At 73.1% G+C, this 21,445-nt stretch carries 20 protein-coding genes; 9 read left to right on the forward strand and 11 right to left on the reverse strand.

The annotated features are described in order from the left end of the window. Positions 1–30 precede the first annotated feature (30 nt). The 4 genes from truA (at position 31) to EXE59_RS10640 (ending at position 3,565) form a co-directional block, all read left to right on the forward strand. The gene (gene truA, locus EXE59_RS10625; RefSeq protein WP_135838872.1) at positions 31–867 is read left to right on the forward strand and encodes a tRNA pseudouridine(38-40) synthase TruA; all 837 of its coding nucleotides are present in this window, start codon (positions 31–33) and stop codon (positions 865–867) included. After that, positions 860–1,456 (forward strand): class I SAM-dependent methyltransferase, encoded by a 597-nt coding sequence (locus EXE59_RS10630; RefSeq protein WP_135838873.1) that lies wholly within the window; start codon positions 860–862, stop codon positions 1,454–1,456. The genes truA and EXE59_RS10630 overlap by 8 nt, the downstream gene beginning before the upstream one ends. Before the next feature lie 283 nt (positions 1,457–1,739). Next, positions 1,740–2,690: a hypothetical protein gene (locus EXE59_RS24140; protein WP_210428957.1), complete on the forward strand. Its 951-nt coding sequence runs from the start codon at positions 1,740–1,742 to the stop codon at positions 2,688–2,690. After that, the gene (locus tag EXE59_RS10640; RefSeq protein ID WP_135838874.1) at positions 2,687–3,565 is read left to right on the forward strand and encodes a hypothetical protein; all 879 of its coding nucleotides are present in this window, start codon (positions 2,687–2,689) and stop codon (positions 3,563–3,565) included. The genes EXE59_RS24140 and EXE59_RS10640 overlap by 4 nt, the downstream gene beginning before the upstream one ends. A gap of 158 nt (positions 3,566–3,723) precedes the next feature. On the opposite strand, the gene EXE59_RS10645 is transcribed toward EXE59_RS10640, so the two are convergent. Further along, positions 3,724–4,446, reverse strand: coding sequence for a class E sortase (locus tag EXE59_RS10645; RefSeq protein WP_246056697.1), 723 nt, complete (start codon positions 4,444–4,446; stop codon positions 3,724–3,726). Between the two features lie 28 nt (positions 4,447–4,474). Next, on the reverse strand, positions 4,475–5,713 hold the full coding sequence (locus EXE59_RS10650; RefSeq protein WP_135838875.1) for a cytochrome P450: 1,239 nt from the start codon (positions 5,711–5,713) through the stop codon (positions 4,475–4,477). A 113-nt stretch (positions 5,714–5,826) separates the two neighbouring features. Here EXE59_RS10650 and mgrA point away from each other — a divergent pair, with 113 nt between their 5' ends. From mgrA to EXE59_RS10665, 3 genes are read left to right on the forward strand one after another with little or no spacing between them, the layout of a single operon-like run. Then, positions 5,827–6,861, forward strand: a complete 1,035-nt coding sequence (mgrA, locus tag EXE59_RS10655; protein ID WP_135838876.1) for an L-glyceraldehyde 3-phosphate reductase — start codon at positions 5,827–5,829, stop codon at positions 6,859–6,861. A gap of 55 nt (positions 6,862–6,916) precedes the next feature. Continuing rightward, a complete protein-coding gene (locus tag EXE59_RS10660; RefSeq protein ID WP_135838877.1) occupies positions 6,917–8,290 on the forward strand; it encodes an FAD-dependent oxidoreductase in 1,374 nt (457 codons plus the stop codon). Positions 8,291–8,322: 32 nt separating this feature from the next. Then, the gene (locus EXE59_RS10665; protein WP_135838878.1) at positions 8,323–9,057 is read left to right on the forward strand and encodes an N-acetyltransferase; all 735 of its coding nucleotides are present in this window, start codon (positions 8,323–8,325) and stop codon (positions 9,055–9,057) included. Between the two features lie 4 nt (positions 9,058–9,061). Here EXE59_RS10665 and EXE59_RS10670 read toward each other — a convergent pair whose 3' ends face one another. Next, positions 9,062–10,315: an Nramp family divalent metal transporter gene (locus EXE59_RS10670; protein WP_135838879.1), complete on the reverse strand. Its 1,254-nt coding sequence runs from the start codon at positions 10,313–10,315 to the stop codon at positions 9,062–9,064. A gap of 207 nt (positions 10,316–10,522) precedes the next feature. Between EXE59_RS10670 and EXE59_RS10675 the strand changes: the two genes are divergently transcribed. Then, the gene (locus EXE59_RS10675) at positions 10,523–12,202 is read left to right on the forward strand and encodes an ABC-F family ATP-binding cassette domain-containing protein (protein ID WP_135838880.1); all 1,680 of its coding nucleotides are present in this window, start codon (positions 10,523–10,525) and stop codon (positions 12,200–12,202) included. Further along, entirely contained in the window at positions 12,199–13,230 is a 1,032-nt protein-coding gene (locus EXE59_RS10680) for a GNAT family N-acetyltransferase (protein ID WP_135838881.1), read from the forward strand. Before EXE59_RS10675 ends, EXE59_RS10680 begins: the two co-directional genes overlap by 4 nt. 239 nt (positions 13,231–13,469) lie before the next feature. Here the strand turns inward: EXE59_RS10680 and EXE59_RS10685 are convergent, their stop codons facing one another. From EXE59_RS10685 to EXE59_RS10720, 8 genes are all read right to left on the reverse strand, one after another. After that, positions 13,470–14,768, reverse strand: coding sequence for a WD40 repeat domain-containing protein (locus tag EXE59_RS10685; RefSeq protein WP_135838882.1), 1,299 nt, complete (start codon positions 14,766–14,768; stop codon positions 13,470–13,472). A 36-nt stretch (positions 14,769–14,804) separates the two neighbouring features. Further along, on the reverse strand, positions 14,805–15,956 hold the full coding sequence (locus EXE59_RS10690; RefSeq protein WP_135838883.1) for an acyl-CoA dehydrogenase family protein: 1,152 nt from the start codon (positions 15,954–15,956) through the stop codon (positions 14,805–14,807). Further along, positions 15,956–17,101: an acyl-CoA dehydrogenase family protein gene (locus tag EXE59_RS10695; protein WP_135838884.1), complete on the reverse strand. Its 1,146-nt coding sequence runs from the start codon at positions 17,099–17,101 to the stop codon at positions 15,956–15,958. Before EXE59_RS10695 ends, EXE59_RS10690 begins: the two co-directional genes overlap by 1 nt. Positions 17,102–17,122: 21 nt before the next feature. After that, positions 17,123–18,274: an acyl-CoA dehydrogenase family protein gene (locus EXE59_RS10700; protein WP_135838885.1), complete on the reverse strand. Its 1,152-nt coding sequence runs from the start codon at positions 18,272–18,274 to the stop codon at positions 17,123–17,125. An 87-nt stretch (positions 18,275–18,361) separates the two neighbouring features. Beyond that, the gene (locus EXE59_RS10705; protein ID WP_135838886.1) at positions 18,362–19,558 is read right to left on the reverse strand and encodes a S1C family serine protease; all 1,197 of its coding nucleotides are present in this window, start codon (positions 19,556–19,558) and stop codon (positions 18,362–18,364) included. A 62-nt stretch (positions 19,559–19,620) separates the two neighbouring features. Beyond that, a complete protein-coding gene (locus EXE59_RS10710) occupies positions 19,621–20,172 on the reverse strand; it encodes a GNAT family N-acetyltransferase (RefSeq protein WP_135838887.1) in 552 nt (183 codons plus the stop codon). A 14-nt stretch (positions 20,173–20,186) separates the two neighbouring features. Then, positions 20,187–20,705 carry a SigE family RNA polymerase sigma factor gene (locus EXE59_RS10715; protein WP_135838888.1) on the reverse strand — a complete coding sequence of 173 codons (519 nt, stop codon included), beginning with the start codon at positions 20,703–20,705 and terminating at the stop codon, positions 20,187–20,189. A 1-nt stretch (position 20,706) separates the two neighbouring features. Continuing rightward, positions 20,707–21,399: a hypothetical protein gene (locus EXE59_RS10720; RefSeq protein WP_210428959.1), complete on the reverse strand. Its 693-nt coding sequence runs from the start codon at positions 21,397–21,399 to the stop codon at positions 20,707–20,709. Between the last annotated feature and the right edge of the window lie 46 nt (positions 21,400–21,445).

The following is a 21,445-nucleotide window of genomic DNA, read 5'->3' on the forward strand; positions in this document are numbered from 1 at the left end:
ACGGTGGGGCCTGCGCCTAGGATCGCTGCCGTGCGCCTGCGGATCGACTGTGCCTACGACGGCGCCGACTTCTCCGGCTGGGCCGCGCAGCCGGGGCGGCGCACGGTGCAGGGCACCCTCGAGGCCGCGCTGGCCACTGCGCTGCGGGTGCCCGAGGTGCGGGTGACCGTCGCCGGGCGTACGGACGCCGGTGTGCACGCGCGCGGGCAGGTCGCCCACGTCGACGTCGCTCCCGACCTCGTGGCAGCGTCCGCCGGCAGGTCCAGCGACCCGCCGCTGGATGCCCTCGCCCGCCGCGTCGACGGCATCCTGCCGCCCGACCTCCGCGTACGCCGGGTGGTCGAGGCGCCCGACGGGTTCGACGCACGGTTCTCGGCGACGTGGCGTCGCTACGCCTACCGGATCGCCGACGCCCAGGAGCTCGCCGACCCGCTCGTGCGCGGCCACGTCCTGACGTGGGGCCGCCGGCTCGACCTCGACGCGATGAACGAAGCCTCCTCGCCGCTGGTGGGTCTCCAGGACTTCGCATCCTTCTGCAAGAAGAGGGAGGGCGCGACAACGGTGCGTACGCTGCTCGACCTCGCCTGGCGCCGCGACGACGCCGGCCTCGCCGTCGGCACGGTGCGCGCCGACGCGTTCTGCCACAACATGGTGCGCTCGCTCGTCGGGTGCCTGATCGCGGTCGGTGAGGGGCGCCGGCCGACGTCCTGGCCGGCCGAGGTGCTGGCCGGGCGCCGCCGCGACCAGGGCGTGCGAGTGGTGCACGCCCACGGCCTCACGCTGGAGGAGGTCGGCTATCCCGACGACGACGAGCTCGCGGCGCAGGCCGAGCGGGCACGAGCCAGACGAGAGGCGATCGATGCCTGAGCACTACTTCTCCGCGGACCCCGCCGTCCCCTTCGAGCGCGAGGCGTTCACCGCCGAGCTGTGGGGCCACGAGCTGCGGTTCGACACCGGCTCGGGTGTCTTCAGTCGGGGCCACCTCGACCACGCGACGGCGGTGCTCTTCAAGGAGCTCGAGCCGCCGGTGCAGGGACAGTTCCTGGACCTCGGCTGCGGCTACGGCGTCATCGGGCTCGCCATCGCGAAGGCCGTGCCCCTGGCCAACGTGACCGCCGTCGACGTCAACGAGCGCGCGCTGCTGCTGGCCAACGACAACGCCCGCGCGGCGGGCCTGGACTCCCGCTTCGTCGCGTGCCTCCCGGAGCAGGTGCCCAGCGACCAGGTCTTCGACGAGATCTGGTCCAACCCGCCGATCCGGATCGGCAAGGAGGCGCTCCACGAGCTGCTGCTCACCTGGCTGCCCCGGTTGGCGCCCGGCGGCCGGATGGTGATGGTCGTCGGCAAGAACCTCGGCGCCGACTCCCTCCAGCGCTGGCTGGGTGAGCAGGGCTGGCCCACCGAGCGGCTGGCCAGCCACAAGGGGTTCCGGGTGCTGGAGGCACGGCGGGGCTGAAGGTCCGCACGTCGGCGGTCCCAGCCGGGTCGCAGACCAGGGTTGATACGGGCCGGTCCGAGATCGAGCAGGACTCGCGCTCTCCGAGCGGTCCCCGCCCCGAGAGGTGCTCGGGGGCCTGTCACGAATGCGCATCATCGGACTAGTCCGCGTCCGACCGCGCTCGCCACCCGTCGCTCGTGGGACGAGAATCGACGTCACCGACAGTGGTGATGGTCTGCGCGGCCGAGAGGCCGGTCCGACGTTCGGGGGCGACATGCGCGAGCCAAGGGTGTACGCAGCGATGGCAGTCCTGCTCATGCTGTGCGGCTGTGGCGGAGGCACAGCCGAGCCGGAGGAACAGGGCAACCCCGTCTCCAACGCAGCTGATCCGATGCCGACGGACCCCGGCGACGAGGTGCCCGCCGAGTCCGACGACGGGCCGGTGGCCGAGGAGTCGGATCGTCCGGCAGAGAGCGACGAGGACGGAAACGGCAACGGGAACGGGGACGGGAACGGCAACGGGAACGGCGACGGCGAGGACGACGGCGAGGGCGACGGGGACGGGGACGGGGACGGGGACGGCGAGGACGACCGGGTGCTCGTGGTGGGTGGGCCGACGCTGGACAACACCTTCCCGACCAACCCGTTCGCGCTGCCCGACGTCGGGCGCTCGAGCTGCGTGATGCTCACGAACCGCACCTCCGATCTGACCGTGACCGTCGAGTCGGTGCGTCTGGTGAATCTCGAACCCGCGGGGAATCCGGGTCTGCAGCTTGGCTCGCAACCGGATGCGCATCCTCAGTGTGGGACCGCCCCCGGCTTCCCCGGCCATGTCGAGGGAGCGGAGACGTACTACGCAACCTGTGTCGGCGCGGAGCTGGAGCCGGAGGAGGGGTCCGCATGTCCCGTCGAGGTCAGGTCCGTGGGCGTCGAGGGCACCGACTACACCGGGCGGCTGGTGCTGGTGCTGTCTGCGACCTGCACGTCAGCGGTCGGCGAGCCGTGCGACCGGCTGGTGGGCCGGGCGACCCCGACCGTCGAGAGCCCGGTCACCGTTGTCTGGGAGTTCAGCCGCCGCTACTCCTCGTGCCTGGCCCCGCACGACCGTTCAGGAGCCGAGTTCCTCTCCGAGGAGTCCGAGGGGCGCTGCCCCACCGGCCCAGCGCCGCCGCCCTCGTCCGGTGCCACGGAGAGCCCGTCGGAGCCGGGGACGGAGACTGAGCCGGGGACGGACACCGAGGCTCAGCCGTGACCGGACCTGAGAGGGGGGCAGGGGCCGACGCCGACGCCGAGGCGGAGACGGACCGGCTGAAGTGGTTGGTCGAGATTCTGGCACCGACCGGGGTGTTCGTGGGCCTCCTCTACTACTTCGGCTATGTCACGACGGCTGCGTGGTTCCGGTACTTCGGCCTGGAGCTGGGCCAGGTCGACCTGGCACAGCAGGCCGTGGTGTTGCAGAGCATTGCGGCGCTCTACCTTCCCGTAGGTGCCCTGGTCGTGCTCGGACTCGGTCTGCTCCTCGTCCGGCGCGCCGAGATCGCCGTGTTGGCGAGCGGCTGGCGCCCGGTGCTGGTGCGCCGGGTGGGTGCCGCCGCGATCCTGGTCGGCGCGGTGCTCCTCGTCCGTGCGGTGCTCGGCGTCGTGGTCCCCGACATCTCCCGAACCGAGATCCTGGCCGCCAGCCCGCTGGCGCTCTGCGCAGGAGTGCTGCTCGTCGTTGGCGGACTCGACGCGGTCCGCAGTGCCGGCAGGGGCGCGCCTGTCGGGACCCGTTCACTCCCGGTACGTGCCGCGATCGTGGTTCTCGTGGTGATGGGCCTGTTCTGGGCGACGAACTCGGTTGCCGCCGCCTACGGGCGGGGCCGCGCTGCGGATTTCGCCCGTACGCTCCCGTCGCGGCCCGCCGTGGTCGTCGACGTGCCGGAGCGGCTCTTCCTGGTCCGAGGTGCTGTCGAGGAGACCAAGCTGGCCGACGACGCCTTGACCTACCGTTACCGCTACCGCAACCTCCGCCTGCTGGCGGCCTCGCGGGGTCGCCTATACTTCGCGACCGCCGACTGGCGGGTGGGGGACGGCACAGTGGTGGTACTGCCGGAGGATCGGGTCAGACTGCAGTTCTTGAGGTGAGAGGCCACACCGGCGCCGCGGTCGGAGGCCGGAACCACGCGACTGGGGAACGGCCGGCACCTCAGGAGACCCGAACGAGGTGTCTGACGTTCCCCACGAGTGGGAATGGCTGCCGACGAGGAGCAGGCGGGAGCCTTCTCGACGCCGACCCCCGTCGTTCAGGCCGGGCGCGTCGCCACGAGGACGCCGATCTTGTCGATGCGGTGCTCGGGGTTGTCGAACTCGTCGGACCAGTAGTTGCCGCTGGCGTGGTCCTCGAGGGTCGCGCACGTCGACAGCGTGATCATCGCCTGCGTGGCGGTCTCCCCGGGGCGCCCCGGCACCTCGGCGCGTTGGGCTCGCAGCGAGGCCGGTTGCCGGAAGGACGTCCACCGGGTGCGGCGCACCTCGTAGACGTAGACCGTGTCGCCGGTGCGGACCCGGATGCGGTCGCCGCGGCGCAGGGAGGGGGAGTAGCGCAGCGGTGCGGTGCCGGTCAGCCGGTGCCCGGTGACGATGTAGTTGCCGACCTCGCCGGGGCCGGTGCCGCCGCGGGGTCCGCGGGGCGACGCCATGTCCCCGGCGTTCTGCAGGGCAGTCCCCGGGGCGTCGTCGGGCGACCCGCGGTAGCGCACGACGGGGAAGTCCCTCAGCCCGATGGCCGGGATGGTGACGAACGAGCGCCGCGGCTCGGGGACGACCGGCTCGGGGGGCTCGCTGGTCGGCTCCGCAGCGGGCGTCGGGCTCGCGGTGGCCGGACCCTCGGTCGTCGCAGGGGCGCTCGGCGTACGTCGCTCCGCGGGCGCGGGCGCCTGGCTCGTGCCGCGCGGGTCCTCGGCGGCGCAGGCAGACGTCACCGCGACGAGGGCCGCGGCCAGGAGGACGACGACTCTGCCTGCCACCCGCTCCACGGTACGCAGCCGGTGGGCGTCACCCCAGCCGCACCGGCAGCTCCTCCAGCCCGTGGACGATCGCGAGCTCGGTGAACCGCAGGTCGCGCGGGTCGCACGCGAGCGCGAGGTCGGGGAAGCGGCGGGCCAGCCCGACGAGAGCGGTGCGAAGCTCCATCCGGGCGAGCTCCGCGCCGACGCACCGGTGCAAGCCGTGGCCGAAGGCGAGCGTCGCCGCCGTGGCGGCCGTCGGATCGAAGCGTCCCGGGTCGACGTGGCGGGCCGGGTCGCGTCCGGCGCCCGTGAGCGAGACGACGACGATGTCGCCGGCGCGCACCGGCTGGTCCCCGACGAGGACCGCCCGGCGGGCGATGCGCGGGAACGCGACCTGCACCGGGCAGACGAACCGCAGCAGCTCCTCGACGACACGGTCGACCTCGGCGGGCTCGCCGTGCTGCAGGGTCACCCATGCCCCGGGGTGCTGGAGGAGGACCAGGGTCCCGAGGGAGAGCATGCTCGCGCTGGTCTCGTAGCCGCCGAGGAACACGCCGTCGGCGAGGCCGCCGAGCTCGACGTCGTCGAACCCGGCGCCGTGCTCGGCGACCATCCGGGCCAGCAGGCCGTCGGGCAGGTGCGGCGAGTCTCGCTCGGCGGCGACGAGGTCGATGAGGAACTGCCGCGTGCCGGCGGCGGCCGCGAAGATCCTCGCCCCGCCGTCGCGCAGGTCGAAGCGCGCGGCGCCGCGGCGGCGGAACTCCTCGCGGTCGACCTCCGGCATCCCGAGCAGGTCGCAGATGACCCCGAAGGGCACGGCGAAGCCGAAGCGGGCGACCAGGTCGACCACTGGTCCGTGGTCGGCCAGGTCGGCGAGGGCCGCGTCCACGACGCGGTCGACGTCGTCCTGCAGGTCGGCCAGGCGGCGGCGGGTGAAGACGGGCGTCAGCACCCGCCGCAGCCGCTCGTGGTCGGGGGAGTCGGTCATGCCGAGCCCACCGATCCGCTCGGCCGGCGCGCGGTCCTGGCGACCGATGAGCGCCCGCACGTCGTTGGCGAAGGCGTCGGAGTCGGCCAGCACGTCGCGCGCGACGTCGTACCCCGTGACCAGCCAGACCCGGGTGCCGAGCAGGCTGGTCAGCCGCACCACGTCGCCCCGGGCCCGGCTGGCCTCGAGCCGCGGCACCGGGTCGACGCCTTCGCGCTGGAGCGGGTAGCGCACGCCCGCCGGCACCCGGTGGGCAGACGCGACCGCGAGCCTGAGTGCGGTTCCGCGCAGCGACATGTCTCCAGTGCACGCCCGGGTACGGGACCCGGCCATCGGGCATCGCCCCGGTCCGTCCCCGGGGACACCCCCGGCCGGCCCCATCCCGTGGACGCAGACGGCAGGATGGGGCCATGGCCTACGACGCAGCCGACGACAGGTACGACGACTCCACCGGGATGCACTACCGGCAGACGGGGCGGAGCGGGCTCAGGCTCCCGGCGCTGTCACTGGGCCTCTGGCAGAACTTCGGGACCGACCGGCCCGAGGAGACGCAGCGGGCGATCCTGCGCCGCGCCTTCGACCGCGGTGTGACGCACTTCGACCTCGCCAACAACTACGGGCCGCCCTACGGCCGCGCGGAGGAGAACTTCGGCCGCTACCTGGCGGACGACTTCAAGCCCTACCGCGACGAGCTGGTCATCTCGACCAAGGCCGGCTACGACATGTGGCCGGGCCCCTACGGCCAGGGCGGCGGCTCGCGCAAGTACGTCCTGGCCTCCCTCGACCAGTCGCTGGGACGACTCGGCCTCGACTACGTCGACATCTTCTACAGCCACCGCTTCGACCCCGAGACGCCGATCGAGGAGACCATGACGGCCCTGGACGCGGCGGTTCGGTCGGGGCGCGCTCTCTATGTGGGGATCTCGTCCTACTCGCCGTCGAAGACCCGCGAGGCGGCCGAGGTCGCCCGCGACCTCGGCACGCCGCTGCTGATCCACCAGCCGTCCTACTCGATGCTCAACCGCTGGGTCGAGGGTGGGCTGCTCGACGAGCTCGAGCAGCAGGGGATGGGCTGCATCGCGTTCACCGCGCTCGCCCAGGGCCTGCTCACCGATCGCTACCTCGACGGCGTGCCCGAGGACTCCCGCGCTGCTCGAGACGGCTCCACGCTCACGGGTCTCGACGACGAGACCCTCGAGCGGGTCCGGGCGCTGAACGGGATCGCCGAGGCGCGCGGCCAGAAGCTCGCCCAGCTCGCCCTCCAGTGGGTGCTGCGGGACCGGCGTGTGACGAGCGCGGTCATCGGAGCATCGAGCGTGCAGCAGCTCGACACCAACCTCGACGCCCTCTCGGGGCCGCCGCTCACCGACGACGAGCTCGCCGAGATCGACCGTCACGCCGTGGAGTCCGGGGTCAACCTGTGGGCGAAGCAGACCGAGGAATGAGCGAGCGCCACGAGCGAGAGCGCTCCTGGACGCGGGCCGTGAAGCGAGCGCGCACATGAGTCCGGCGCAGCGGGTGGTCGTCGTCGGTGCCGACGCGGCCGGGATGTCCGCGGCGCACCAGGCGCTGCGCACGGCACGGCGTACGGGGCGCGAGCTGGCGATCACGGTGCTCGACCGCGGCACCCACACGTCCTACAGCGCCTGCGGCCTCCCCTACTGGATGGCGGGCGACGTCGACGGCGGCGACGACCTCGTGGCGCGCACGGCCGAGGAGCACCGGGAGTCCGGGATCGACCTGCGGCTCGGGGTCGAGGTGGTCGCGGCTGACCTGTCCGGGCGTACGGTCACGACCGCAGACGGCGAGGCGGTCGGCTTCGACGAGCTCGTCGTCGCGACGGGTGCCCCCGCCGTGGTGCCCGACTGGGCGCTGCGACCGGACGGAGCGGCGTACGCGGGGGTCGGGGTGGTGAAGACGCTGGACGACGGTGCCGCCTGGGTCGAGAGGTTCGCCGAGACCGGCGACGGCGCCCACGTCGTGGTGGTGGGCGCGGGCTACGTCGGGGTCGAGGTCGCGGAGGCCGCCCTGCGCCAGGGGTTCGGCGTCACCGTCCTCACCCGCACGCGCGGCATGGGGATGCTCGAGGACGAGATGTCCGACCGGGTCAACGAGGCGCTTGTCGACGCCGGCGTCGAGCTCGTGCTGGGCGCCGAGGTCACGGGGCTCGACCTCGACGACGACCGGGTGACGGGCGTGCACTGGGACGGCGGCAGCCGCGAGGCGGACCTCGTGGTCGTGGCGATCGGCGTGCGTCCGGCGACGGACTTCCTGCGTGGGACCGGGCTGCCGCTGACCGAGGACGGCGCGCTGCGGCCGGATCCGCACGGCCGCGTGGCCGATCATGTCTGGGCTGCCGGTGACTGCTGCGAGGTGCGGCGGCGGATCGACGACGCGTGGGTCTTCCGCCCGCTCGGCACCCACGCCAACAAGCACGGCCGCGCCCTCGGCGACAGCCTGGCCGGCGGATCGCTCGCCTTCGAGGGGATGACCGACACCTCGATCACCCGCTTCGCCGCGTGCGGGCAGCACGTCGAGATCGCCCGCACCGGGTTGTCCCGCGCGGACGCCGAGGGGGCCGGCCTCGACCCGGTCGCGCTCGTGACGGAGGGCTCGACGGCGAGCGGCTACATGCCGGAGGCCGACCCCGTCGCGATCTGGGTGCTGGCCGACCGCGCCAGCCGACGGCTGCTCGGCGTGCAGGTCGTCGGGGGTCGCGGGGCCGGCAAGCGCATCGACGCCGCCGCCGCGGTCCTGTGGCACGGGGGGACGATCGACGACCTCGCCTGGATGGACCTGGCCTACGCCCCGCCCTTCGCCACCGCCTGGGACGTGCTGCAGGTGGCTGCGCGCAGGGTGGCCGAGCGGCTCTGAAACCCGTTGCGGTCCCGACCAGAATGGTGGGTATGCACCTCGAGCTCGTGACGCTGGCCGAGCGCCCGGAGCTGATGGACGTCTTCTGGGACATGGAGACGTCGTGGCCGGAGTACATGAAGCACGACCCGATCGGCAACGGCTACTACGCCTCGCTCGAGGAGTTCGCCGAGTTCGTCCTGGTCTGCCTCGACGAGTCGGGGCGGATGGTCGCGAAGGCCCACTCGGTGCCGTTCCAGCTGCCGGAGGGCGACCTGCCCGACGCGGGCTGGGACTTCGCCATCCGCAGCGGCCTGCTGACGAAGCTGTGGGGTGAGGAGCCCGACGCCGTCAGCGCCGTCGAGATCGCGATCGAGCCGAGCCTGCAGGGCACCGGGCTGTCGGGGCGGATCGTCGCCGCGCTGCGCGACAACGCGGGCCGGCTCGGGTTCGGCGAGCTGCTCGCACCAGTGCGGCCCAACGGCAAGTCCGACGTGCACGAGCCGATGGCGGCGTACGCCCTCCGCACCCGCGACGACGGGCTGCCCGTCGACCCGTGGCTGCGCGTGCACGTACGCGCCGGCGGCCGGATCGACCGCGTCTGCCCACGCTCGATGGTCATCCCCGGCACGGTCGAGGAGTGGCGCGAGTGGACCGGGCTGCCCTTCGACACGACCGGCCCCGTGGTCGTGCCCGGTGCCCTCGCGCCGGTGATGTGCGACGCCGAGCACGGCACCGCGACGTACGTCGAGCCCAACGTGTGGGTCAGGCACGCGACGGGCGCGTGAGGGGTCAGGCCCCCGAGACCGCCTTGCGGACCTCGTTGACGCAGAGCGCGACGAAGGCCAGCGCGATGATCGCCATCAGGACGTTGGAGTGGATCTTGTTGCGCCACTCCGCCGGGGTGCGGTCGGTGTTGAGCAGCCAGAGCAGGGTGATCGCGAGGAACGGCATGAAGAAGGCGCCGAGGACGCCGTAGGCGAGGATCAGCCAGACCGGCTTGCCGAGGAACATCATCACCATCGGCGGGAAGGTCAGCCAGAGGATGTAGGCCTTGTACCACTTGCCGCCGGCGCGGGCGTCCTCGGCGGGGCCGTTGGTCACGTTGGTCATGAAGTCGGCGAACATCAGGCTGACGCCGTTCCACACGCCGACGAGCGAGGACATCGCGGCGGCCCAGAACCCGAGCAGGAAGAGCTTGCCGGCCCACTGGCCGTAGCGGTCCTGCAGCACCACGCCGAGGTCGAGGAGCCCGGCGTCGCCGGTCTCGATCGCGACGCTCGTGGAGTAGAGCAGCTCGGCGCCGACCACGAGGGTCGCGAGGACGAAGATGCCGGTGACGACGTAGGCCACGGTGTTGTCGATGCGCATGACCCGCATGTAGCGCGGAGTGCTCCAGCCCTTCTCGCGCAGCCAGTAGCCGTAGGCGGCGAGGGTGATGGTGCCGCCGACGCCGCCGGCGAGGGCGAGGGTGTTGACCAGGCCGCCGTCGGGGATCCGCGGGACGAGGCCGGTGAGGAGCTCGCCGAGGTTGGGCAGCGTCAGCAGCGCGGCGCCGACCATCGTGACGAACATGATGCCGACCAGGGCGGCGAGCACCTTCTCGAAGACGCTGTAGCGCCCGGTCCACACCAGCACCAGGCCGAGGACGCCCGACAGGATGCCCCACCAGGTCGTCGACAGCGCGCCCGTCAGCCCGGCGAGGGCGAGGCCGGTGCCGGCCATGGCGGCAGCGCCGTAGACGAAGCCCCAGATGACGATGTACGGCGCGAAGTACCAGGTCGTCCAGGCTCCGAGCGAGCGCCAGCCCTCGAAGATCGTCCGGCCCGTCGAGAGGCAGTAGCGTCCCGCACCCTCCACGAGCACGATCTTCATCAGGCAGCCGACGACCACGCACCACAGCAGCGTGTAGCCGAACTTCTGCCCCGCGATCAGGGTCGCGACCAGGTCCGCGGCGCCGACGCCGGTGGCCGCCACGACGAGGCCGGGGCCGATGATGCGCCAGCGGGGGACGGTGGTCTGCTCTTCCGAGGTGGAGGTCGCCATGACCAGCACCCTAACGCTGGTCTGGACCAGCTCCTCCTGTCACGTCTCCGCGCACGAACGGGGAAGATCGTCCTGACATGTCGGGGACGATCTTCCCCGCTGCGCGCCGCGAGCGTCTCAGCCGGCCTCGCTCCCCGCGGCCCGCTCGAGAGCCGCTCTCGCGATATCCACGCGACGGCCGGGCCCGCCGCTTGCGACAATCCTGCGGTGGGACACGTCGACGTCGCTGGAGTGCGCTACGAGCTGCCGGACGGGCGGGTGCTGCTCGACGACGTCAGCTTCCGGGTCGGGGACGGCCAGAAGGTGGCGTTGGTCGGCGCCAACGGCGCCGGCAAGACCACGCTCCTGCGGATCGTGACGGGCGACCTCAAGCCGCATGCGGGCGTCGTCACCCGCTCCGGGGGTCTCGGCGTGATGCGGCAGTTCGTCGGCCACGGGGGTGCCGACGAGACTGTCGCCGACCTGCTGCTGTCGGTGGCGCCGGCCGACGTACGCCGGTGGGCGCACGAGGTCGCGACTCAGGAGCTGCGGCTCATGGACGACGACAGCGAGCCGGTGCAGATGGCCTACGCCGAGGCGCTCGGCCACTACGGCGACGTCGGCGGCTACGACCTCGAGGTCGTCTGGGACAAGGTCACCACCGCGGCGATGGGCATGCCCTACGACCGCGCGAAGTACCGCGCGCTCACCACGCTCTCCGGGGGTGAGCAGAAGCGGCTGGTGCTGGAGTACCTGCTCCAGGGCCCGGACCAGGTGCTGCTGCTCGACGAGCCGGACAACTACCTCGACGTGCCGGGCAAGATCTGGCTGGAGGAGCGCATCCGCGAGTCGGCCAAGACGATCCTGTTCATCAGCCACGACCGCGAGCTGCTCAACAACACCGCGACCCGCATCGTGACCGTCGAGCTCGGCAGCTCCGGCAACCTCGTGTGGACCCACCCGGGCGGCTTTGCGAGCTACCACGAGGCCCGCGCCGAGCGGTTCGAGCGGTTCGAGGAGCTGCGCCGCCGCTGGGACGAGGAGCACGCCAAGCTCAAGGCGCTCGTCCTCCGCTACAAGATCAAGGCCGAGTACAACGACGGCATGGCCTCGCAGTACCGCGCCGCGCAGACCCGGCTCAAGAAGTTCGAGGACGCCGGGCCGCCGACCGAGCAGCCGCGCGAGCAGCAGGTGAAGATGCGGCTCAAGGGCGGGCGTACGGGCAAGCGCGCCGTGGTGTGCACCGACCTCGAGCTGACGAACCTGATGCGACCCTTCGACCTCGAGGTCTGGTACGGCGAGCGGGTGGCGGTGCTGGGGTCCAACGGCTCCGGCAAGTCGCACTTCCTGCGCCTGCTGGCCGCCGGCGGCAGCGATCCCGACGTCGAGCACCAGCCCGTCGGCTCACCTCCCGCGCCCGTCCCGCACACCGGCAGCGCCAAGCTCGGCGCGCGGGTGCGCCCGGGCTGGTTCGTGCAGACCCACGAGCACCCCGAGCTGGTCGGACGCACGCTCCTGGAGATCCTGCACCGCGGCGACGACCACCGCGACGGGATGGGCCGCGAGGCGGCGAGCCGGGTGCTCGACCGCTACGAGCTGGCCCACGCCGGCGAGCAGCGGTTCGAGTCGCTCAGCGGCGGGCAGCAGGCGCGCTTCCAGATCCTGCTGCTCGAGCTGTCCGGCGCGACGCTGCTGCTCCTCGACGAGCCGACCGACAACCTCGACGTGCAGTCGGCCGAGGCGCTCGAGGCCGGGCTCGAGGCGTTCGAAGGCACCGTCCTGGCGGTGACGCACGACCGCTGGTTCGCGCGCGGGTTCGACCGGTTCCTGGTCTACGGCGCGGACGGCGAGGTCTACGAGTCCGACGGCCCGGTGTGGGACGAGGGACGGGTGGTGCGCACGCGATGAGCGCGCCCGGCGGCATCGAGGTCGTGCCCGTCGACCCGTCCGGCGACGGCTTCGTGGCGTGGCACCGCGTCTACGAGACGTCCGCCCGCCACGAGCTCGGCGACCTGGCGACGCCGTGGCAGCTGGAGGAGCTGCGGGCGACGATGCGCGACTCGGGCACTCGAGCCTGGTCGGGTGCGTGGTCGGCCGTCGTGGACGGCGACACGGTCGGCGCGGGCTGGATGCGGACGCCGCTCCTGGACAACCTCCAGCTGGCCGAGATCGACGTCCACGTCCTGCCGTCGCACCGCCGCCGCGGTATCGGACGGGCGTTGCTGGCGCGCCTCGAGGACGAGACGCGCCCCCGCGGTCGGCGGGTGCTGACCGGCCTGGCGTCGTGGTCGTACGACGCGGGCCCGGCCGGCTCCGGGGCGTCGGGGCCGGAGTTCGCGGGGGCGACGGGCTTCGACCTCGCGCTCACGGAGGTGCAGCGCGAGCTGCTGCTCCCGGTGGACGACTCCGTGCTGGCCGACCTGGCGGCCACCGCCGCGCCCGCCCATGCGGCGTACACGCTCCGCTCGTGGTCGGGACCCGTGCCCGAGGACCTGCTGCGCGGCTGGGCGGAGATCACCTCGACGCTCGTCACGGAGGCGCCCACCGGTGACCTCGAGGTCGAGCAGGAGGCCGCCAGCGTCGAGTCGGTGCGCGAGCACGAGGCGCTCGTCGAGCGGCAGGGCCGGACGAAGTACAACACCGTCGCGCTGTCGGCCGAGGGCGAGGTCGTCGCCTACTCGGACCTCGCGACGACGGTCCACGAGCCGGGCCGCGCCTATCAGTGGGGCACGCTCGTGCACCGGGGGCACCGCGGCCACCGGCTCGGCCTGGCGGTCAAGGTCGCCAACCTGCGGCTGCTCCAGCGCGAGCGGCCCGACGTCACGCGGCTGACCACGTACAACGCCGAGGTCAACGCGCACATGATCGGCGTCAACGAGGCGCTGGGATTCCGCCCGGTCGCGCGGCTCGGGGACTTCCAGAAGAAGCTGGGTTGACGAGCCGGCGGGGATGCTGGCCGCGCACATCCGAGCACCTGCGCGGGACGATCGCCTGTCGCAGGTGCCATCCGCCAGGTGAGGAACGCCGCGACCACGAAGGCGACGTTGGTGACCTCGTTCACGGCTTCGGACGACAGGCTCGCGTCCACTTCCATGCTTGCCGTGAACGCTCCGGATCGTGGAGTGCCCGAGCCGCCAGATGACTCGGGCACTCCACGATCTTCTCGCGCGAGCGATCATCCAACCGCATCCGGGACAGGCCCCTGCCCCCGTCGCCGCAGGACCAGCGCCGCGAACTGGGCCGTGAGCAGGGCGGCGAGCCAGGCCGCGAGCCCGACTGCCGCCGCGACGCCGATGCGCCAGGGCCACGGCCAGGGGCCGCGGTCGATGTCGTCCGGGTCGACCACGGCCAGGTCCCCGGCCAGCGAGGCAGCCATCTGGAAGCGGCCCACGCCGTAGCTCTGCAGGTCCCGGATCCTCGTCAGCGTGGTCGGCGGCGCCCCGTCGACCGGCACGCGGGACAGGGTGTACGCCTCCGGGCCGCAGCACGGGTCGTAGCCGTCGACGTCGAGCAGCGTCACCACCTCGCCCGCGGCGGTCCAGCCGAGGACCCGGCCCGGACCGGCCAGCGGGAGCTCCAGGGGCGCGGGCACCGCACCGCCCCGGCCCGAAGGGTCCACGAACGCGAGTCCGGTCGGCACGCCGGGGTCGGGGATCCCGACCGGTGCACCGGAGGACTCGAGGGTCGTGGTGGCGATCAGGCGTCCGTCCGGCGACCACCCGGCGGGGCCGGCGAGGACGCCGTCGGCCTCGAGGTCCCGCTCGGCGCCGCTGGCCAGGTCCACGACCCGGAGGCGGGCGGCGGCGACGCTGTCGGTGTCGGCCTGCTCGACCGCCAGCTCCGCGCCGTCGGGGGAGAAGGCCACCGCGGTGACGTCGGCGTCGGGCAGCACCGTCGTGGCGTCGTCGGCGAGGTCGAGGAGGCCGACCTGACCGGCGATCCGCTCGCCGGTGTAGGGGTCGGTGGGCTCGGGGGACAGGAGGTGGGCGAGCGTCCTGCCGTCGCGGGACCAGGCCACGGGGAGGACGCTGCGCCCCGTCGGCAGCGGGTGCGTCGTCGTGTCCCCGGTGAGCAGGTCGACGACCAGCACGTCGGGACGGTCGGTGTCGTGGTCGCCGACGGCCACCTTGGTGCCGTCGGGGGAGAGCAGCATGGGCGCGGGGTCGCCCTGGGTCTCGGCGCCCGCACGGTCCTCCGCCGCGTCGACGCGGCGGTAGACGTCACCCCCGGCGCCCAGCACGACGGCCTGTGGGAAGTCGAGGAGCTCGACGCCGTAGCCGTGCTGGTAGAGCGCGACGGCGGGACCGGGCGGGGAGCTCGAGGCGTCGCCGGTGAGGAGGGAGTAGCCGGCGAGCACCTCGGGGACCGCGGCCCCGTCCGGATCGGCAGGGCTTCCGGCCGATGCGGAGAGGGCGAGGGCGAGCCCGGCCGCGACGGCACCGATCGCCGCGGGCAGAGCCGTGACCATGCGCATGCGCCGACCCTAGGGGGAGCGCGGCGCCGCGTGGCGTCAGGTGAACGCGCTGATCCCGGTCTCCGCCCGTCCGATGATCAGCTTCTGGATCTGCGAGGTGCCTTCGTAGAGCGTCATCACGCGGGCGTCGCGGAGGTACTTCGCGACCGGGAAGTCGTCCACGTACCCGGCGCCGCCGTGCACCTGGATCGCGTGGTTGGCGGCGCGTACGGCTGCCTCGGAGGCGAACAGCTTGGCCTTGGACGCGGCCGTGCCGTAGGGCTCGCCCCGGTCGATCAGGTCGGCGCAGCGCCAGGCCAGCAGCCGGGCGGCGTCGGCGTCGAGCGAGATGTCGGCGATGAGGTCCTGCACGAGCTGGAAGGACGCGATCGGCCTGCCGAACTGCGTGCGCTCGGTGGCGTACGCGACCGACGCCTCCAGGCAGCCCTGCACGATGCCGACGCAGCCCGAGGCGACCGCGAGCCGGCCCTTGTCGAGGGTGCCCATCGCGATCTTGAACCCCTGGCCGACCTCGCCGAGCCGTGCGGCGTCCGGGACGCGCACGTCGTGGAGGAACAGCTCGGCGGTCGCCTGGCCGCGCAGGCCGAGCTTGTGCCTGATCTCGCGCGCCTCGAAGCCCGGCGTGTCGGTCGGCACGAGGAACGCCGTCACGCCCCGCGCGCCGTCGTCACTGGTGCGTGCGAAGACCAGCGCCACGTCGGCCCACGTGCCGTTGGTGATGAAGAGCTTCTGGCCGGTGATGAGCCAGCCGGCCCCGTCGCGCGTGGCCCGCGAGGTGAGGTTGCCGGCGTCGGAGCCGGTGCCCGGCTCGGTCAGCCCGAAGCAGCCGAGCTTCGTCGCCGCGGCCAGCTCGGGCAACCACTCCTGCTTCTGCTCCTCGGTGCCGTGGACGAGGATCGACTTGCCGACCAGGCCGCTGCTGACCGAGACGATCCCGCGCAGGGCCGAGTCGGCGCGGCCCAGCTCCTCCATGGCCAGGGAGTAGGTCACGTAGTCGCCGCCGACGCCGCCGTACTCCTCGGGGATGGTGAGCCCGAAGAAGCCGAGCTCGGCCATCCTGGGCACGATCGCCAGGTCCACCGACTCGTCGTGGTCCCACTGCATCCGGTGGGGGACGGCCTCGCGCTCGAGGAAGGCGCGGGCCAGGTCGCGGAACTCCTGCTGCTCCTCGGAGAGCGAGAGGTCCATCAGAGCGCCTCGACGAGGCCGTGGTCGTCGACCCGCTCCGCGAGCCGGCGCAGGTGGTGGGGACCGTTGCCGAGCCACTGGTCCAGCACTTCGAGGTGTGCGGTGCCCACGCCGACGGCGTACTCGGCGGTCATGCCGATGCCGCCGTGGAGCTGGATCGCCTCCTGGCCGATGTGGCGGCCCGCCCGGCTGACCTGGAGCCCGACCCGGTCGGCCGCGTCGGCCACCACCGCGGGGTCGCCGCCCGCGATCGTCATGGTGGCCCAGTCGACCATGCTGTGCGCGAGCTGGAGCTCGACGTACATGTCGGCGGCCCGGAAGGTCAGCGCCTGGAACGTGTTGAGCGTGACCCCGAACTGCTTGCGGCTCTTGAGGTAGTCGGTCGTCGCCCGCACCTGGCTCTGCATCACGCCGAGCGCCTGGTTGGCGCCCATGATGCGGGTGAGGTCGCTGATCGTGGCGATGCTGGCCGACAGGTCGCGGGCCGGCTCCCCGAGCGGCGTCGCGGCGCTGCCGTCGAAGCGGACACTGGCGGCGCGGGTCAGGTCGGCGGCGGCGTACGCGGTCACGGCCGCCGCGGAGGCGTCCACGAGGAAGACCCCCGTGCCTGCCCCGTCGCCGCCGGGGAGCGCGGCGGTCACCACGAGGACGTCCGCGGCCCCGCCGCCCACCACCGGGTCGGCCACGCCGTCGAGCGTCCAGGAGCCACCGTCGGCGGAGGCGCGTACGCCGTCCGCGCGGGCGGACCAGCGACCGCCGGGGGAGGTGTCGGCCGCGGCCAGCACCACCTCGCCCGCGCTCAGCCGGCCCAGGAGGTCGGCCTTCTGCTCGGGCGAGCCGACCGCGGCGACCAGCCCGCCGGCGTGCACGACGCCGGCGAGGTAGGGCTCCGGCGCCAGGACACGGCCCAGCTCCTGGCACACGATGCCGATCTCGACCGGGCCGGCTCCGACACCCCCGTCGTCCTCGCTGAAGGGGAGGCCGAGGATCCCCATCTCGGCCAGTCGCCCCCACAGGCCGCGGTCGAACCCGTCGGCGGAGGCGGCGGTGCGACGCCGCGTCTCGTGGTCGGCGTACGCGCTGGCGAGCAGCCCGCGCACGGCCTCGCGCAGCGCCTGCTGCTCGTCGTCGTAGGTGAAGTCCATGCCAAGTCCTCTCCGGGCCTCTCAGAGTCCCAGGATCGTGCGGCTGATGATCTGGCGCTGGATCTCGTTGGACCCGCCGTAGATCGACGCCTTGCGGAGGTTGAGGTAGGTCGGCGCCGCCCGCCTCGCCCAGCCCTCCTGCGGCGAGTCGTCGTCGGCCCGCGCGGCCAGCGAGGCCGGGCCGGCGAGGTCGAGGGCGAGCTCGCTGACGGCCTGCTGGAGCTCGGTGCCGCGGAGCTTCAGCACCGACGAGGCAGGGTGCGGCTCGCCGTCGCTGGAGTGCGCGACGACCCGGAGCGCCGTGAGCTCGAGGGCGAGCAGCTCGTTCTCGAGCTCGGCGACGCGCGCCCGTACGAGCGGGTCCTCGAGCTGGGCCGCGGCGGTGGTCTTGAGCGTGGCAAGGGCGCGCTTGGTCGCGCCGACCGGGGCGACGCCGACGCGCTCGTTGCCGAGGAGGAACTTGGCGATCGTCCAGCCGGCCCCGGGCTCGCCGACGATCAGGTCACCGGGGACGCGGACGTCGGAGAACCAGACCTCGTTGACCTCGTGGCCGCCGTCGATCAGCTCGATCGGGCGGACCTCGACGCCGGGGCTGCTCATGTCGACGAGGAGCATCGAGATGCCGGCCTGCTTCTTCACCTCCGTGTCTGTGCGCACGAGCGTGAAGATCCAGTCGCCGTGCTGGCCGAGCGTGGTCCAGGTCTTCTGCCCGTTGACCACCCAGTCGTCCCCGTCTCGGACCGCACTGGTCCGCAGGCCGGCCAGGTCCGACCCGGCGTCGGGCTCGGAGAACCCCTGCGACCACCAGATGTCGAGGTTGGCCGTCGCGGGCAGGAAGCGCTCCTTCTGCTCCTGCGTGCCGAAGTGGGCGAGGACGGGACCGATCATCGAGGCGTTGAAGGCCAGCGGGGTCGGCACTCCCGCACGCTGCATCTCCTCGTGCCACAGGTGCCGCTGCAGGTCGGTCCAGTCCTGCCCGCCCCACTCGACCGGCCAGTGCGGCACGGCGAGGCCCTCGGCGTTGAGGGCCCGCTGGCTCTCGACGATCTGGTCGCGGGTGAGGTGCCGGCCCTCCAGGACGGTGTCGCGGATCTCCTGCGGGACCACCGTGGTGAAGAGCTCCCGCATCCGGTTCCGGAACTCCGCGTCGGCGGGGCTGAGCTCGAGCTGCATGGGGCTCCTCGGGGGGGCAAGGGTCGGGCCGGGTCGCACCATCATGGCGCGACCCGGCCCGAACCGTCGTGCCGCGTCAGTCCTCCGTCAGTCCTCGGTGGCGTCGGAGTCGAGGGTCACGGACGCGGACCGGCTCTCGCCGTCACGCGTCCAGGTGACCTCGACCTGGTCGCCGGGGCGGTAGGAGCGGATCGTCGCGACGAGCGAGTCGGCACCGGTGATCCGCCGGTCGTCGACGGAGGTGATGACGTCGCCGGGCTCGATGCCCGCCTCGGCCGCGGTGGAGCCCTCGGTCACCTCGGTGATCCGCGCGCCGGACTCGTCGTCACCGACCCGGATGCCGAGCCGGGCGTGCGTCGGGGTCTCGCCGGCGGCCATCTGGTCGACGATCGGCATCACCTCGTCGATCGGGATCGCGAAGCCCAGGCCGATCGACCCGGACCCCGACTGCTGCCCGTACGGCGACTGCGAGGCGGCCGTGCGGATGGAGGAGTTGATCCCGACGACCGCCCCGGTCATGTCGACCAGCGGGCCCCCGGAGTTGCCGGGGTTGATGGCCGCGTCGGTCTGGATCGCGGGGTAGGTCGTGGAGTTGCCCTGGTCGTCGGAGCCGACGTTGACCGGCCGGTCGAGCGCGCTCACGATGCCGCTGGTGACGGTCGCGTCCAGCCCGAAGGGCGAGCCGATGGCGACGACGCCTTCACCGACGCCCAGGTTGGCGGACTTCCCGATCGTCGCCGGGGTCAGGCCGGAGACGTCGGAGGCCTGGATGACGGCGGTGTCGGTGAGCGGGTCGGTGCCGAGGATCTCCGCCTCGGCACTGGTGCCGTCGTCGAAGGACACCTCGATCGAGCCGCCCTGCGCGGCCAGCTCGACCACGTGGTTGTTGGTCAGGATGGTGCCGTCGGCGGTGAGGATGATCCCGGACCCGGAACCCGAGCCCTGCTGGCCGGTGACGTCGATCTTCACCACGCTCGGCAACACCCGCTGGGCGACCGACTCCACCGAGCCGTCGGCGGCCGGCGCCTGGCTCTGCGACACCGTCGACGTCGAGACCGGGCTCGTCGCAGGCGGGCTCGACGAGTCGCCCTGCGTGGCGTCCCACCACGCTGCCCCGCCGATGCCGGCCCCTCCGCCGACGAGCAGCGACGTGGCGACGACCGCGGCCGCCAGACCCGTACGCCGGCGCCGCGGCGGCTGCTGTGCCGGCTGCTGGGGGAAGGCTTGGGTGTGGGCCTGCTGGAACGGGTTGCCCTGCTGCTCGGTGATCTGTCGGTCGTCCATGTCCTCGACGATGCGCCGCGACCCTGTGGATGCCCTGAGAACCGGCTGGGAAGGTGCAGAGACTAGGCCGGCTGCTCAGGCAGCGCCATCCACTCCGCCCACGTCAGGTCGCGACCGACGTAGCGGGGGTGCTCCAGCGGCCAGGCGTCGGCGATCCAGCGCGGCACGAGCTCGTCGAGGGCCTCCTCGAGCTCGGTGCCGACGCACTCGTCGACGACCCACCACGAGATCTCCGCATCGGCCCCGGGCTTCTCGGGTGGATCGATGTAGACGCACCCGAGGAGCGCCGTCTCGTCGGTGTCGAACAGGGCGTAGTTGAAGGACTCGTGCGTGTCCATCTCGGCGGCGTGCCGCGCCAGGTCGGCGCGGTCCTGGTCGTGCGTCATGTCGGCCGGGGGCCAGCCCCAGGCCGCGCCGTAGATGCTCCACAGCCGCTCGCGCGAGCCCATCACGGCGACCATGTCCAGGTCGGTGTCCTCGGCGCGGATCGGGCGCAGGTGGTGCCCGAACGGGACCTCGACGCGGGTCGGGTGGCGGAAGCCTGCGGGGAGCCAGGTGTCATGCGGCCGGGTGTCGGGCAGCCCGGTGTCGGGCGTGGTCTCGTGTGACGACATGGGAGTCCTCTCGGTCATCCGGCGAGCGCCGTGTCGGCGGCGAGCCGGCGGAGCGCGGCGAGGCCGCGGCTGGTGTTGGACTTGACGGTGCCGGTGGAGCAGCCGAGCACCTCGGCGGTCTCGGCGACGCTGAGCTGCTCGTAGAAGCGGAGCGCCACGGCGGCACGCTGTCGTGCGGGGAGCGCCAGCACCAGCCCCCAGACCTCCCGCGCGTCGCGCGGGTCGGTGAGGTCCGGGGTGCTGGTCGGTGGCTCCGGGAGCCACGCGGAGACGACCTCGCGCCGCCTCGGCTCGCGCTGCCAGCTGACGTACTGCCGGGTGATGGTCCGCCGGACGTACGCGTCGGCGGCCGCGCCCTCGCGGATCGACCCCCAGCGGGGGAGCACCCGCACGAGCGAGGCCTGGAGCAGGTCCTCGGCGGTGTGCGGGTCCCCGGCGACGGCCCGCGCCCACCGGAGCAGCGCGGGCCGTCGCTCGGCGACGTAGGCCTCGAAGTCGACGACCTGCGAGCCCGAGCGGGACGGGGCCGACATGTCAGGACTCGCGCGCCGTGCGGAGCAGTCCGAGCGAGACGACCAGCAGCCACACGGGGCCGGTCATGCCCGCCATGTACTGCAGGGGGCTGACCAGGAAGAGTGCGGAGAGCCCGCCCAGGACGAGGCTGGCCCAGCCGAGCCACGGGGCGTACGCACCGCGGCGGGCCGCGCCGAACAGGGCGAGGCCGGTGAGGCCCGCGCCGCCCCACAGCCACGGGATCGTGCCGATCCAGTGGTTGAAGAACGCCGCGCTCTCGGGGAGCACGAGGTCGGGGTCCTCGGCCAGCGCGAAGGCGAACTCGGTGGTCAGGCCGGCGCCGAGGAGCTGTGCCACCGCGACCAGCCCGAGGCCGGCCACGGCGACGCCGGGGACCAGGCTGTCGGGTGCCGTACGGCCGCGCAGCTGGCGGTGCAGGCCCACGGCGAACAGCACCAGCAGGACGCACGAGAACATCGTGGCGGTGTGGAAGACGAGGATCTGCGGCACCTGCTCGGAGAGGCGCGAGACGACCGCGGAGGGATCGCCCGCGGTGTCGGGGTCGTACACGGCGTCGACCATGCCGCTCGCGATCGCGCCGACGATGCCGAGGACGGCGGCACCGAGGCCGGCGAGGACCCAGCCGCGACCGGGCGCGGTGCGGGTCGCGCCGGGACCGGCGCTGGTGGTGGACGGGTCGAGCGTGGTGCTCATGGCGACTCCTGGGTCGGACGGTGGCGGCACGGAGCGTGCCGTGGCA

Origin of the sequence: Nocardioides eburneiflavus, from assembly GCF_004785795.1 — a bacterium.
Classification (GTDB): Bacteria; Actinomycetota; Actinomycetes; order Propionibacteriales; family Nocardioidaceae; genus Nocardioides; species Nocardioides eburneiflavus.